Below are 14,163 nucleotides of genomic sequence, written 5' to 3'. Positions count from 1 at the left end.
CTGTGCGTGGTGCATCTTCCAGGCGTGTCAGGGAGTCATCCCGTACTCTGGGCTGCCGACGACTTAACTGTATGAGCGGACGCATCGCAGTCTTCTTGCCCTCCCTCCACGGCGGTGGTGCCGAGCGGGTCATGGTGACGCTGGCCAACGGCTTTGCTGCGCGCGGCTACCGGGTTGATCTCGTGCTGGCGGCAGCGCAGGGGCCGTATCTGCAAGATGTGTCGCCCCAGGTGCGCATTGTCGATCTCGCGGCGGGCCGGGTCATCAAGGCCCTGTGGCCGTTGGCGCGCTACCTGCGGCGTGAACGGCCGGTGGCGCTGCTATCGGCGATGAACCATGCCAATGTGGTCGCGGTGCTGGCACACAGACTCGCCCGGGTGCCGTGTCGTTTGGTGGTGTCCGAGCACATAAACCTCAGCACTGAAGTCGCTCGGGCTCAAGGGCTGGCTGCACGTGCGGTGTATGCCCTGGTTCCAAAGCTGTACCCCAAGGCCGACGCCGTCGTGGCGGTGTCTCGCGACGCGGCGCAGGATCTGGAACGCTTCGCCCATCTCCCCGCGGGCAGTGTGCAGGCGATCTACAACCCGTTCGACCTCGATCGCATCGAGCGGCTGGCGGCAGAGGCACCGCCGCACCCGTGGCTGCAGGCTGGCGAATCGCGGCCGGTGGTGGTGGCGATTGGGCGCCTGACGGAGCAGAAGGATTTTCCGACCCTGCTGCGTGCCTTTGCGGCCATGCGTGGACGTCATCGTGCTCGGCTGATGATCTTGGGCGAAGGTGAACTGCGCCCCGAGCTCGAAGCGCTGGCGCAGTCGCTGGGGCTTGGGCCCGATGAGGTGCAGATGCCGGGGTTCGTGCGCAACCCGTTTGCGTATCTGGCGCGCGCGGCGCTCTTTGTGCTGTCGTCGCGCTGGGAGGGGTTGCCCGGCGTGCTCGTTGAAGCCATGGCCTGCGGCGTGCCCGTGGTCAGCACCGATTGCCCCAGCGGCCCGCGCGAGATTCTGGAAGGAGGCCGCTGGGGGCGGCTGGTGCCGGTGGGCGATGCGTTGGCGCTGGCGCAGGCGATGGAGGAGGTGCTGACCACACCACGCCAGGCGCTGCCAGACGTGCGGATGCGCGCGCGGGATTTCGACCAGGCGCGAGCCATCGACGCGTACCTGCGGGTGCTGGGGTTGCCCCCCTATCCACAGGGAGAGCGCGCGGCATGAGGGTGTTGCATGTCATCACCAGCCTGTCCGACGGGGGCGCCGAGGCGGTGCTGTACCGGCTCATCAGCCACGATCCGCAGGATGAGCACCATGTCGTGAGCCTGACGGGGCTTGGCAAATACGGCCCGCTGCTTGCGGACGCGGGGGTGACGGTGACGGTACTCGACATGCCACGCGGGCGGCTGACGTGGGCCGGCGTGCGCGGCCTGTGGCACGCGGTGCGGCAGGCGCGGCCGGACGTCATCCAGACCTGGATGTACCACGCCGACCTTTTGGGCGGCGTGGTGGGGCGGCTGGCCGGGGTGCCAGTGGTGTGGGGCATCCACCACACCACGCTGGAGCCGGGCCGCTCCAGCCGCGCCACGATGTGGGTCGCGCGCGCTTGCGCCGGGCTTTCACGCCGGGTGCCGGCGCGCATCGTGGCGTGCGCTGAAGCGGCGGTGCGGGTGCACGCGGTGCTGGGCTACGACGCAGCGCGCATGGTGGTCATCCCCAACGGTTACGACCTGACGCGCTTTCGGCCGGATGCGCAGGCGCGCCTGCGCCAGCGGGCCGCCTGGGGGATGCCAGAGGGCGTGCCCCTGATCGGCATGGTGGCCCGCTTCGATCCGCAAAAAGACCACGCCAATCTGCTGGCCGCCCTCGGCGCATTGCGCCAGCGCGGGGTCGCGTTTCGGGCCGTGTTGATTGGCACCGGGGTGGATGAAGGCAACGCCCAGCTCGGGGCAGGCCTGGCCGCCCAGGGCCTGGATGACTGGGTGCGGCTGCTGGGGCCGATGACCGACATCCCGGCGGTGATGAACGCGCTGGACGTTCATGTGCTGTCCTCATCCGCGGAGGCTTTCCCCAACGTGCTGGCCGAAGCGATGGCGTGCGCAACCCCTTGCGTGACCACGGACGTGGGCGATGCGGCACAGATCGTCGGCCAGACGGGCTGGGTGGTGCCGCCACGCGATCCGGCGGCGTTGGCCGCCGCCATCGAAGCGGCACTGGCGGCTTGGGCCGATCGCGCCGCGTGGGCGCGGCGGCAGGCGGACTGCCGTGCGCGCATCGAGCAGCAGTTTGCCGTCAGCGCGATGGTGCAGCGCTACCGCACCGTCTGGCTGGAAGCGCGGGACTGGAGAAAGATGCCATGAATAGGGACGTCCGCTGGAAGCAGCGGTTGGACAATTACACGCGCGCTTTGCGCCAGCTGACCTCCGCCGTCGAGCTTGCGCGGGCCCGCCCGTTGTCGGAGCTGGAGCGGCAGGGATTGATCCAGGGCTTCGAGTTCACGCACGAGCTGGCCTGGAACGTGCTCAAGGATTACCTCGAATACGAGGGCATCCAGGGTTTGGTCGGTTCACGCAGCACGGTGCGCGAGGCGTTCAAGCGTGGCCTCATCGAGGATGGGGAGCTGTGGCTGGACATGATCGACAAGCGCAATCTTTCCAGTCACACGTACAACGAGTCTTTAGCCCAGGCGGTGGCGCAATCGGTGCTGGAACGGTATCACCCGGCGTTTGTCGAGCTGCAGCGCCGCATGTCGGAGCTGGCATGAGCGGGGCGTCCTGGGGGTTGTCGGACACGGTGTTGGCCAGGGTTCGTGCCATTTTGGCGCAGGAGCCCAGGGTCGAGAAAGCGATTCTTTTTGGGTCACGCGCCAAGGGCACGCATCGCGCGGGCTCGGACATTGATGTGGCCTTGGTCGGCGCGGGCTTGGATGTGGATGCGCTCGCGCGTTTGCATCGCCGCTTCGAAGAGTCGTCGATTCCGTACCAGGTGGACCTGTGCTGGCTGGCGGCGGTCGATCACGCGGCGCTGCGCGAACACATCGAGCGGGTGGGGCAGGTGCTCTACGAGCGGACGAACCCCGCCGAACCATCTGGTCAGGAGAGCGGCCCATGTGCGGCCTGACCGGCTTCTGGCACCCCGAGGGCTGCCCACCCGACGAAGCGGCGGCCACCGTGCGGCGCATGGCCGACACGCTGACGCACCGCGGGCCGGACGATGCCAGGGTGTGGGTGGATGAGGCCGCGGGGCTGGCGCTGGGGCACCGGCTGCGAGAGGAGCGCCTATACGGCCGGCGCAACTGGCAATACCATTTGTGGGATGTATTGATGTGGGAGGCATGGCGCCGGCATGCTGGGGAGGGAGTGCGTTGAATTCGTCAAAAGCCACGTGCTACGCCGGGCCTGCCAGCGCTGGCCAGGGCCATATCGTGCTGATTGGACACGCGGCGCAGGCCACGCTCAATTTCCGCGCCCCGCTGTTGGCGGACCTGGTGGCGGCGGGCTGGCGCGTGGAGGTGCTGGCGCCGGACTGGACGGCAGCGCAGCGACAGCGCCTGCAGGCGATGGGCGTAAGGGCAGCATCATTCCCCTTGGCGCGCACGGGCTTGAACCCGGTGCAGGATCTGCGAACCTTCATGGCGCTTCTGCGCCATCTGCGCCGCGAGCGTCCGCAAGCGGTGTTCACCTATGCCGCCAAAACGAATGTGTGGGGCATGCTGGCGGCGGCTGTGGCGGGCGTGCCGCGGCGGGTGGCAATGGTGGAGGGGTTGGGCTACGCCTTTACCGATGGGGCAGAGGGTCGGCGGACACCCAAACAGCGCCTCATCGGTGCCGTGCTGACGACGCTGTATCGCATGGCCTTTGCCGCCGCGCACCGCGTGGTGGTGCTGAACCCGGACGACGCGCGTGACCTGCAGCGCGAGTGTGGTCTGACAGGGTCGAAGACGGTGCTGTTGGGGGGCATCGGCGTGCCCCTCGAGGACTGGCCCATGCACCCGCCGCACACGCATCCGATGACCTTCACGCTGGTGGCGCGCCTGTTGCGAGAGAAGGGCGTGCTGGAGTTTCTGCAGGCGGCGCGGCGGGTCAAGGCGCGGCATCCGGCGACACGCTTCTGGGTGCTCGGCCCGTTGGACGACAATCCCGGTGGCCTGCGGGAGGCCGACCTGCGGCCATGGCTGGACAACGGCACGGTGGAGTGGCCCGGCGCGGTGGACGTCAAGCCGTGGCTGGCGCAGACCAGCGTGTTCGTGTTGCCCTCGTCGTACCGGGAAGGCGTGCCGCGCAGCACGCAGGAGGCGATGGCGATGGGCCGGCCCGTCATCACCACCGATGCCCCGGGGTGCCGCGAGACGGTGGTGGAAGGCGTAAACGGCTTTCTGGTGCCGCCGCGGGACGTGGAGGCGCTGCAGCGCGCGATGCTGCGCTTCATCGAGGAGCCGGAGCTGGTGGAGCGCATGGGGCAGGAGAGCCGGCGGCTCGCCGAAGAGCGATTTGACGTGCGGCAGGCGAATGCCATCCTGCTGAAAACGATGGGTTTGGGGTGACAAGAAACAGGGAGGCGTGTTTCGTGCGAAGGTTGTTTGAGAACAAGACCCTCATCATCGGGGGCTGGTTGTGGGTCCTGCTGACGGGATTGGTGCTGCAAATCTGGGTCATCCCCGCCACGCCATGGCATGCCGGCCATGGTTTGCTGGCCGGGGGCGACTGGATTCAATTTCAGGAGCAGGCTTTGCGACTGGCCGCCGCCATCGAAAACGCGGGCTGGAGTGCCTGGGAGCTGCGTTTCGAAGGGCAGGCGCCCGCGAGTATGGCGGCGGCCGTTTATGCGGTTACCGGACTTTCTGAGCCTTGGGTGCTTTTGCCGCTACAGGGCTTGCTATACGGAGTTGCCATCTGGGCGGCCGTGGATGTCGCCAGGCGCATCGGTGTAAACGAACGCCTGCTCTGGCTGGTGGTGCTGCCTTTTGTTGTTCCCTCTTCGCTATTGATTTTCGGGCAAATTCACAAAGACATTCTGTCGTTGCCCGGCGTGCTGCTGATTGCATGGGGGTGGGTCATGGTGTTGACGGACAAAACGCCTAAGGCCCGCTTTTGGTTCCATGCCGCGATGGCATCCGTCGCAGGGGTGTTGCTCGTATGGTGGGTACGGCCTTACCAAGCGCAACTGCTGCTGATGACGGGTTTCTTGATCGGGATTGGCGCGGCCATTTCCGCTGCCGCGGTCCGACGTTGGGCTGCGGCTGCCGGACCCGTCTTGGTCTTGACGGTCATGATGGGAACCTATGGCACCGCTGAAAAACTCACTGCGCCTGCTGCGCCTGCTGCGCCTGCTGCGCCTGCCTGCGCGACGTGGCAGCCGGAGGTCACGATACCCGCAATCGGTGGAGCAGCGGCCGCCATTTTTTGCTACCGGCACCACTTCATCCGGCACCACCCGGGTCAAGCTGCGAACATCGACCACGATCGCCTTTTGACCAACTATGGTGAAGCGGTCCGTTATTTGCCAAGGGCATTGCAGATTGGCTTGCTGGCGCCTTTCCCGACCCATTGGCTTGGGGAGGCCTCGTCTCCTGGGGGGCAGGTCAAGCGGCTTTTGGGTGGCGTTGAAATGCTGGGGTTTTATGTTCTGTTGATGGGTTTGATATGGGCGTTTCGGCCGGTCACCAATACATGGGGTGTGGCGGCGCTCAGTGTGATCGGTATAGGGGGTATTTTGTTCTATGTCTATTCTTCGCCCAATGTCGGGGCGCTGTACCGCTATCGTTTTCCTTTCTTGATGTTGTTGATTCTGATCGCGGCTTTGGGTTGGTCGAACAGGCTGACCGCTACCCGTAGCGCACAGGGGGTTTGATGCAGACGTTGGTTGTGGCGTGGTTGCTGTCGTTCATCGTGGTAATGGCCATCATTCGATCCAATCATTGGCATGTGCATTTGAGTTCGGACGTCATCGATGGCGTACAGAAATTTCATCGCGGCGCCATCCCCCGCATTGGCGGGCTGGGGATCATCGCGGGGTTGGGGGGGGCGCTTGGCTGGAGCGCTTGGCGTGGCTTGATTGGCGTCGAGATGGCATGGTTACTCATCGCCGCGCTGCCAGCTTTTGGCGCGGGACTCGCAGAGGACGTGACCAAGCGCGTGGGCGTGGCGGCGCGGCTGCTGGCCACGATGGCCGCGGCGGCCGTGGGGGCGTGGGGCCTGGGGGCGGTGCTGCCGCGGCTGGGGGTGCCCGGGGTGGATGCGCTCTTGGCGCTGTGGCCGCTGTTGGCCTGGGCGGTGACGCTGGTGGCCGTGGCCGGGGTGGCCAACGCGGTCAACATCATCGACGGCTTCAACGGCCTGGCGGCGGCGACGTCCATGTTGATGTTCATGGCCTTCGGCTACGTGGCGTGGGTCTTGGGCGATAGCTTCATCGTTCAGGTGTGCTTGGCGATGATCGGGGCGCTGGCGGGGTTTTTCGTCTGGAACTACCCGCGCGGGCTGATCTTTCTGGGGGATGGCGGGGCGTATCTGGTGGGCTTTCTGCTCGCGGAGGTGGCGGTGCTGCTGGTGGTGCGGCACCCGCAGCTGTCGCCGTGGTTTTGCCTGCTGGTGTGCGCCTACCCGATCACCGAGACGCTGTTTTCCATCTACCGCAAGCGCTTCTTGCGCGGGATGTCGCCGGGCGTGCCCGACGGGCTGCACCTGCACATGCTGGTCTATCGGCGGCTGGTGCGCTGGGCGGCCGGTCACGAGGCGGCGCGCGACGTGACGGCGCGCAATTCGGCGACCTCGCCTTACCTGTGGGGGTTGGCGTCCCTGGGCATCGTGCCGGCCGTGCTGTTCTGGCACGACGAAAGGTGGCTGGTGGCCAGCGCGTTGGGCTTTGTGGTGGCCTATGTGTGGGTCTATGCGCGGCTGGTTCGCTTTCGCGTGCCGGGGTGGTTGCGCCGACGGGTGGGGGATAAGACATGACGCGGTGGCGGGTTTGGGTTGGCCTGTGTGGCTTGGCGATGGCGCTCGCCGCGTGCGGCGGCGGGGGCAGCAGTGCTTTGACGCAGCCGGACGATGGCTATGCTTACCCGCCGGTCGTGTTGCCCAGCGGGCCGTCCTATGACGCCAACCCCGCGTTGGATTTGACCGGCTACCGCTATGCCCATGCGGTGGGTGCCCAGGGGCAGGGCGTGGTGGTGGCCGTGGTGGATGGCGGGGTGGGAGGCCACCCCCTGCTGTCGGGGGCCGTGTTGCCGGGCGTGGATGTCACGGGTGACACCGCGCCGGGGTATGCGGGGGACGGCCGTATCGACCTGGATGGTCACGGTACGGCAGTGGCGGGTTTGGTGGCCGCGCGCGGATCGGACCGGTGGCCGTCCATGGTCGGGGTGGCGCCGCAGTCGCTGGTTCTGCCCGTCCGGGTGACTTCTCCCAACATGCCGAGCGGCACCGACCCCAGAACGGTGAGCCGCGCGGTGCGCACCGTGCTCGAGCAACCGGTGGCCACTCCCACCGGGCAGGCGGTACCCCGCATCGTGAACTTGAGCCTGGCCGCAGCGGCCCCCTCGGCCCCGTTGGCGGACATCGTGGACACCGTGCGCCGGCAGGGCGTGCTGTTGATTGCCGCGGCGGGTAACGATGGCAGGCCGTCGCCCGACTGGCCGGCGGCATACGCGCCGCAGGCCGGCGGCCATGTGATCGCGGTCGGGGCGGTGGACGCGACGGGGGCCATGCCGGAGTGGAGCAACCGCGCCGGCCCGGCACGTGAGCACTACTTGGTGGCGCCGGGTGTCGATTTGTTGACCACGGTGCCCCCGACATTGTTGCCGCCGTCGGCGCAGGGGCTGGCCTATGCCAGCGGAACCAGCTTTTCCACGCCGATCGTGGCGGGGGCGGCTGCGACGGTGTGGGGCTTGTGGCTGTATCTGAAAGCACCCGAGGTGGCGGGTATTCTGTTGGACACGGCGCGCGATTTGGGCGCACCGGGCCCTGATGAGGTGTACGGGCGGGGGCTGTTGGATTTGGAAGCCGCCCTCGAGCCCGTGGGGGGGACGCTGCTGCCCCGCGGGGACGGGGGGTGGCAACCCGCCGCGTTGGTGGCTGACGGGGCGTTGGCGCGCGCCTTGCAGGCGCAGGATGTGCCGGTGATGGTGTTCGACCGCTACCGCCGCCATTTTGCCGTGCCTTTGGGGCGGTTGGTGGCGTCTGCCGACCGCCGGGCGGGCTTGAGTTTGCCGCTGGGAGCGCTATCCGCCGCGGCGAGCGGCGAGTCCAATGGACTGCAGGTGACCGGAGCGTGGCAGGTGGATGCACAGGGCCGGCCGCGCTGGCAGGGCGGATGGCGCGCCGGGGCGGGGGCATGGTCTTTGGCATGGTGGCAGGGCGGCCCACCGTTGGCCGAAGGCGACGAGGCGTCGTTGGCTCGGTATCTGCCGGGTTGGGCCCAGGTGGCCCACGGCGGTCTGACACAGGACCCCAGCGCCCGTGGGGTGGAGGGGCGCTACCGCACGGGGCCGTGGGCGTGGTCGCTGGCGCAGGTTTCCAGCAGCGCGGCCCTGGGCGGGGCACAGGTGGATCGGCAGTTGGCGTTGGCGTACCACGGCGGGCTGTGGTGTCTGGCCGCGCATGCCACGGCATCGGACCGCCGGTGGTGGGCCGATGGCCAGGGCCGAACGACCCAGTGGGGTGCCGCACTGTCCCGCCAGACGGCAGCCGGCGAGTGGATGGCAGCCTGGAGTGCGACGCGCGCCCAGCAGACCCTGCCCGCTTGGCAAGGCAGCGCGCGGATGGCGCTGCAGAGCGTGGCTTTGGGGTGGCAGGCCCGGAATGTTGGATTGCCGTATGACCGCTTGGTGCTGGCCGTGAGCCAGCCGCTGTCGCTGCGGCGGGGGCAGGCGACCGTGAACCTGCCCACCGGGGTGGACTGGGCGACGGGCCAGCCGCGTTTTGCGCCGCTGACCCTGCCCCTGCGCGGTGGGGCCGCTGCGGCCCCGTGGCGCCTGGAAGCGGTCTGGTGGGCGCCGTTGGGCAAGGGGGCAACGGTCTCCGCCGCCGCGGGGGTGGCCGCGGGAGGGGCGGGCGCCGAATGGGCGGTTCGCTATCAGCGCCCGTTCTGATTCAGCCCCGCACCCCCGCCAAATCCCGCAACACCGCCACCTTGTCCGTGCGCTCCCAGGTGAACTCCGGCTCGTCGCGGCCGAAGTGGCCGTAGGCGGCGGTCTTGCCGTAGATCGGGCGCAGCAGGTCCAGCATCTGGATGATGCCCTTGGGCCGCAGGTCGAACACCTCGTTGACAATGCGAGCGATCTGCTCGTCCGGGATGACGCCCGTGCCCTCGGTGTAGACGGTGACGTTGATCGGCCGCGCCACGCCGATGGCGTAGCTGACCTGGATCTGGCACTGGCGCGCCAGCCCCGCGGCGACGATGTTCTTGGCCACATAGCGCGCGGCGTAGGCGGCGGAGCGGTCGACCTTGGTCGGGTCCTTGCCGCTGAAGGCGCCGCCGCCGTGCGGGCAGGCGCCGCCGTAGGTGTCGACGATGATTTTGCGACCGGTGAGGCCGCAGTCGCCCTGCGGGCCGCCGATGACGAAGCGCCCGGTGGGGTTGATGAGGTAGCGGGTGTTGTGCAGCCACTCCTTGGGCAGCACCGGTTTGATGATTTCTTCGATGCACGCCTCGATGAAGGCGGGCTTCATGTGTTTGCCGTCGCTCATCTCGGGGCTGTGTTGGCTGGACAGCACCACGGTGTCGATGCTGTGCGGGCGCCCGTCCACGTAGCGCATGGTGATTTGGCTTTTGGCGTCGGGCCGCAAGAAGGGCAGGCGGCCGTCCTTGCGCAGCTGCGCCTGGCGCTCGACGATGCGGTGCGCGTAGTAGATCGGCGCCGGCATCAGTTCGGGCGTTTCGTCGCAGGCATATCCGAACATCAGTCCCTGGTCGCCGGCGCCCGTGTTGAGATAGTCATCGGACGCGTGGTCAACGCCCTGGGCGATGTCGTTGCTCTGCTTGTCGTAGGCCACGAGCACGGCGCAGCCCTTGTAGTCGATGCCGTACTCGGTGTTGTCGTAGCCGATGCGCTTGATGGTGTCGCGCGCGACCTGGATGTAGTCCACGTGCGCGTTGGTGGTGATCTCGCCGGCCAGCACGACGAGCCCCGTGTTGCACAGCGTCTCGGCCGCCACGCGGCTGCGCGGGTCCTGCTCGAAAATCGCATCCAGGATGGCGTCCGAGATCTGGTCGGCCACCTTGTCCGGGTGGCCTTCGGACACCGATTCGCTGGTGAAGAGGAAGTCGTTCGCCATGGCTATACACTCCTGTCGATGGGTTGCCGGCGTTTCGCCGGCCCCAAACGGGCGTGTTGGCGAACGCTTTAGCGGCATTTGTGAATCGCCCGCAAGTAGTTCGGTAACTCGGCGATGGGGCGAAGTGTAGCCGAAGCCGGCCTGCGCCGGGGAATCCGGGCGGGGTATGGGGGTAGAGGGCCGGGTGCAATCTCCGGAATCCATGCGCATCGATTCCGGAATTTTCGGCCATTCAATCCGATCTTTACGATATCATCGCCCGATGTTTCCGCCCGCTTTGTACCCTCGTTGGGTAGAGCCGCGCCTGATCGAGGCCATGCAAGACACGCCGGTGGTGCTGCTAGCCGGTTCGTGCTGACAGGGTCTGCCAACCTGATGGCGCTGCCCACGGTGGCGGATTCGCTCGCCGGCCGTATGGAGACCCTGCATCTGCTGCCGCTGGCGCAGGGGGAGATTGAGCGACGTACCGACAACTGGATCGACCAGGTGTTTGCCGGTCGCCTGCTGCGGGCCGACCGGCTGGCGCTGGGGGCGGACTTGACCGAGCGCGTGCTGCGGGGTGGGTATCCGGAAGCGGTGGCGCGTGTCACACCGCGCCGGCGCGCGGCATGGGCGCGGCAGTATTTGCAGGCCATCCTGCAGCGCGACGTGCGCGAGGTGGCCAGCATCGACAAGCTGGACCAGCTGCCCCGCTTTTTGCGGGCGCTGGCGCAGATGGCGGGGCAAATGTGCAACCACACCCGCCTGGGCGCGGAGGTGGGCCTTGATGGCAAGACGGCGGCCCGTTACCTGGGTGTGTTCGAGCAACTCTACCTCCTGCGGCGGGTGGATGTCTGGTCGCGCAATGGCCTGAGCCGGATCGTCAAGACGCCGAAGCTCCAGTTCACGGACGCGGGCCTGCTGGCCGCGCTGCTGGACCTGACCCCGGAAGCGGCGCAGCGGGACCGGATCCCTTACGGACATGTGCTGGAAACCTTTGTCTTTGCCGAATTGCTCAAGCTGGCCAGCGTGGCGCAGGGGCAATACCGGCTGCTGTATTACCGGGACGCGGACAAGGTCGAAGTGGATGTGGTGATCGAGGATGCCGCCGGCCACGTCGTGGGCGTGGAGGTGAAGGCGGCGGCGACCGTGGGCGAGCGGGATTGGCGCGGCTTGACCAAGCTGCGGACGGTGGCAGGGGAGCGGTTTCGGATGGGCGTGCTGCTTTATGACGGGGCCGAAACCCTGCCCATGGGGGATGGCCTGTGGGCCGTGCCGCTGTCCAGCCTGTGGGGGGTGGTGCCGTGAGGGTCTGGTTCGCGGTGCTATCCCGCTGGCCCCTCCTGGCCCTGCACGTCCTGGGCTGGTGCGCGGGCTGGGGGGTGTGGTTGGCGTCGCCCACCTACCGACGCCGGTGGCGGGCGCACACCCGGCAGGCCGGCTTGAGTGGACGGGCGCGCTGGGCGTCGATCGGGGCGGCCGGGCAGCAGGTGGCGGAGCTGCCGCGCCTGTGGTTTGGGCCGCCCGTGCCCGTCGGTTGGGAGGGGGCGGCGCACATCGAGGCGGCGCTGGCCCAGCGGCGCGGCGTGCTGTTTCTGACGCCGCACCTGGGGTGCTTCGAGGTCACGCCGCGCGCCTATGCCGAGCGGTTTGGCGTGCCGCACGCCGCGCCGATCACCGTGCTGTACCGGCCGTCACGCCACGCGGCGTTGGATGCACTGCTGCAACAGGCGCGGCAGCGCCCGGGCATGGCCGCGGCACCCACGACGCTGGCCGGGGTGCGGCAGCTCATGCAGGCCCTGCGCCGTGGCGAGGCCGTGGGCCTGCTGCCCGATCAGGTGCCGCCGCAGGGGCTGGGCGTGTGGGCGCCGTTTTTTGGCCGGCCGGCGTACACCATGACGCTGGCGGCGCGGCTGGCGCAGCAGCCCGGGGTGCAGGTGCTGCTGGCGTGGGGGCAACGGCTGCCGTGGGGCCGCGGCTATGTGGTGCATGTGCAGCCGTGGGCGCAGGCGATGGACGAGCCACTGGCCACCGACCCGGCGCAGGCGGCGGCCCAGATCAACCGGGCGATGGAGTTGCTGATCCGCCGCTGCCCCGAGCAGTACCTGTGGGGCTACGCGCGCTACAAATCACCCCGCGAATCACCCCGCGCCCTCGGGTGAGGGCAGAAACCCGCCGATCAACGCCAGCACCTGCGCCGGCTGCTCGTGCAGCAGCCAGTGCGAGGCCTGCGGCAGCCGTTCGACGTGCAGGTCCGGCACCCAGTCGCTCAGCCCGTCCAGCAGGCCGGGCAGCAGGGCCTGGTCCTGCAGGCCCCAGATGACCCGCGTCGGCACCCGCACGCGCAGCAGCTCGTCGGGCAGCTCCACCCCCGCCGCGCCGAGGTCGTCCGCGGTGGGTGGGCGCAGCGGCGAGGCGACGTAGTAGTTCAGCCCGCCTTGCAGCCCCATCGCCCACACGGCCTCGTACTGCGCCTGCAGGGCTGGCGTCAGCCAGGCCGAGGTGTCCGACATGCCCCGAAAGAACGCCCACAGCCGGGCATAGCCGTTGGCCGACAGGCGTTGCGCCGCGTCGGGCCGGACCAGAAAGTTCATGTAGGCGCTGGCGGCCTGTTGCGCGGGGGAGCGGCGCAGGTCGCGCCAGAACGCACCCGGATGGGGCGAGTTCAGGATGATCAGCCGTTGCAGCCGCTGCGGTTGCAGCGCGGCCAGGTTCCACGCCACGGCGCCACCCCAGTCGTGGGCGATCACCGCGGCGACGCGGCCGGGGGTGGGGCCCGCAGCGGTGACGGCGTCGATCAGCGCGGCGATGTCCTGCATCAGGTGGCGTGCCCGGTAGGCCTGGGCCGCAGCCGGGGCGCTGGAGCGCTCGTAGCCGCGCAGATGGGGCGCGATGCAGCGCCAGCCGCCGTGCTCCGGCGCGGCAAACCGCACCAGCGCCTCGTCCCAGACGAAGGCGGCTTCCGGGAAGCCGTGCAAAAACAGCAGCACGGGCCGGCCGGGCTGGCCGGCGGCGCGCACGCTCAGGGTGATGCCGTGCGGCAGCGGGAGCGAGAAGGTTTCGATCATGGGCGCGGGCTCCGGGGTGGGCCCTGCCGCGCCGGGGATCAGGTGGGCGAGGCCGCGGCCGCGGGATGCGACCAGTCCCACAGCCGCAGGGCCACCTCGTCCACGCCCTGGCGCTTGAGGGCGGAGAACAGCATCGCATCGCCCCCGGCGGTCTGCAGTCGCGCAATCGACAGCGCCTTGGCCTGTTCCTGCCGCGAGAGCTTGTCCGCCTTGGTCAGCAGCACCAAAAAGTCCAGCCCCTGCTCGACGCGCGGGCGGATGATGTCCAGCAGCGCCTCGTCCAGCTCCGTCAGGCCCAGCCGCGCGTCGCACAGCATCACCACCGCGCGCAGATTGGGCCGGCTGACCAGGTAGTTGGCCATGACCTGCTGCCAGCGACGCTTGGCGGCCTGGGGCACGGCGGCGTAGCCGTAGCCGGGCAGGTCCGCCAGCACCGCGTCGGTGGCGCCCTGCTTGCCCAGGGCGAACAGCACGATGCTTTGCGTGCGGCCCGGCATCTTGGATGCGAAGGCCAGTTGCCGCTGCTGCGCGAGGGTGTTGATGCAGGTGGATTTGCCGGCGTTGGAGCGGCCGACGAAAGCGATCTCGGGCGCGGCCAGGGGGGGCAGGTGCTGCAGTTGCGGCGCTTCGGTCAGAAAGCGGGCCGTGTGCAGCCAGGCGCGCGCCTGGGCTGCTGCCGTGGTTGTGGCCGTGGGGGAGGGGGTGGGCGTCGTCATACAGGGCGGTTTCGGGGCCATTGTAGAATCTGGCGGTTATTCCGATGCGTCGGGGCCGGCCCCGGCCCGCACTTTCACGCGCCCACACAGCGACCACACCATGAAACCCATCGTCACGCTCATTGGTGCCGCCCTCGCCGCCACC

14 protein-coding genes are annotated in these 14,163 nt (G+C 68.6%); 11 read left to right on the top strand and 3 right to left on the bottom strand.

The annotated features are described in order from the left end of the window. The first annotated feature begins 71 nt into the window (after window positions 1-71). Genes A9O67_RS00970 through A9O67_RS00930 form a run of 9 tightly spaced genes read left to right on the top strand, consistent with a single transcriptional unit; the run spans window position 72 to window position 9,069 of the window. The gene (locus A9O67_RS00970; RefSeq protein ID WP_068606485.1) at window positions 72-1,208 is read left to right on the top strand and encodes a glycosyltransferase; all 1,137 of its coding nucleotides are present in this window, start codon (window positions 72-74) and stop codon (window positions 1,206-1,208) included. Then, complete coding sequence (locus tag A9O67_RS00965) at window positions 1,205-2,344, top strand: glycosyltransferase (RefSeq protein WP_068606483.1); 1,140 nt, start codon at window positions 1,205-1,207, stop codon at window positions 2,342-2,344. The genes A9O67_RS00970 and A9O67_RS00965 overlap by 4 nt, the downstream gene beginning before the upstream one ends. Then, entirely contained in the window at window positions 2,341-2,748 is a 408-nt protein-coding gene (locus A9O67_RS00960) for a nucleotidyltransferase substrate binding protein (protein ID WP_068606481.1), read from the top strand. Before A9O67_RS00965 ends, A9O67_RS00960 begins: the two co-directional genes overlap by 4 nt. Then, window positions 2,745-3,104, top strand: coding sequence for a nucleotidyltransferase family protein (locus tag A9O67_RS00955; RefSeq protein WP_068606479.1), 360 nt, complete (start codon window positions 2,745-2,747; stop codon window positions 3,102-3,104). The genes A9O67_RS00960 and A9O67_RS00955 overlap by 4 nt, the downstream gene beginning before the upstream one ends. Beyond that, window positions 3,092-3,352, top strand: a complete 261-nt coding sequence (locus tag A9O67_RS00950; protein ID WP_068606478.1) for a hypothetical protein — start codon at window positions 3,092-3,094, stop codon at window positions 3,350-3,352. Before A9O67_RS00955 ends, A9O67_RS00950 begins: the two co-directional genes overlap by 13 nt. A gap of 56 nt (window positions 3,353-3,408) precedes the next feature. Next, window positions 3,409-4,527 carry a glycosyltransferase family 4 protein gene (locus A9O67_RS00945; protein WP_197484380.1) on the top strand — a complete coding sequence of 373 codons (1,119 nt, stop codon included), beginning with the start codon at window positions 3,409-3,411 and terminating at the stop codon, window positions 4,525-4,527. A 32-nt stretch (window positions 4,528-4,559) separates the two neighbouring features. Continuing rightward, complete coding sequence (locus tag A9O67_RS00940) at window positions 4,560-5,834, top strand: hypothetical protein (RefSeq protein WP_068606476.1); 1,275 nt, start codon at window positions 4,560-4,562, stop codon at window positions 5,832-5,834. Next, entirely contained in the window at window positions 5,834-6,934 is a 1,101-nt protein-coding gene (locus A9O67_RS00935) for an MraY family glycosyltransferase (RefSeq protein WP_068606474.1), read from the top strand. Before A9O67_RS00940 ends, A9O67_RS00935 begins: the two co-directional genes overlap by 1 nt. A gap of 38 nt (window positions 6,935-6,972) precedes the next feature. Beyond that, a complete protein-coding gene (locus tag A9O67_RS00930; RefSeq protein WP_068606472.1) occupies window positions 6,973-9,069 on the top strand; it encodes a S8 family serine peptidase in 2,097 nt (698 codons plus the stop codon). Window position 9,070: 1 nt separating this feature from the next. Here A9O67_RS00930 and metK read toward each other — a convergent pair whose 3' ends face one another. Next, a complete protein-coding gene (gene metK, locus A9O67_RS00925; RefSeq protein WP_068606470.1) occupies window positions 9,071-10,255 on the bottom strand; it encodes a methionine adenosyltransferase in 1,185 nt (394 codons plus the stop codon). A 351-nt stretch (window positions 10,256-10,606) separates the two neighbouring features. On the opposite strand from metK, the gene A9O67_RS00920 reads away from it, so the two are divergent. Together A9O67_RS00920 and A9O67_RS00915 are read left to right on the top strand one after the other, a co-directional pair. Continuing rightward, window positions 10,607-11,542, top strand: coding sequence for an ATP-binding protein (locus tag A9O67_RS00920; protein ID WP_197484379.1), 936 nt, complete (start codon window positions 10,607-10,609; stop codon window positions 11,540-11,542). Further along, window positions 11,539-12,396: a lysophospholipid acyltransferase family protein gene (locus A9O67_RS00915; RefSeq protein ID WP_068606548.1), complete on the top strand. Its 858-nt coding sequence runs from the start codon at window positions 11,539-11,541 to the stop codon at window positions 12,394-12,396. Before A9O67_RS00920 ends, A9O67_RS00915 begins: the two co-directional genes overlap by 4 nt. Here A9O67_RS00915 and A9O67_RS00910 read toward each other — a convergent pair. Both A9O67_RS00910 and yihA read right to left on the bottom strand, forming a co-directional pair. After that, window positions 12,376-13,302, bottom strand: a complete 927-nt coding sequence (locus tag A9O67_RS00910) for an alpha/beta fold hydrolase (protein WP_068606466.1) — start codon at window positions 13,300-13,302, stop codon at window positions 12,376-12,378. The genes A9O67_RS00915 and A9O67_RS00910 overlap by 21 nt on opposite strands. A gap of 38 nt (window positions 13,303-13,340) precedes the next feature. After that, window positions 13,341-14,018, bottom strand: coding sequence for a ribosome biogenesis GTP-binding protein YihA/YsxC (gene yihA / locus A9O67_RS00905; protein WP_068606464.1), 678 nt, complete (start codon window positions 14,016-14,018; stop codon window positions 13,341-13,343). Between the last annotated feature and the right edge of the window lie 145 nt (window positions 14,019-14,163).

It is taken from the genome of Tepidimonas fonticaldi, assembly GCF_001675355.1.
GTDB classification, from domain to species: domain Bacteria; phylum Pseudomonadota; class Gammaproteobacteria; order Burkholderiales; family Burkholderiaceae_C; genus Tepidimonas; species Tepidimonas fonticaldi.
The sequence above is the reverse complement of the archived record's forward strand: the minus strand, read 5'-3'. Positions and strand labels throughout refer to the sequence as shown.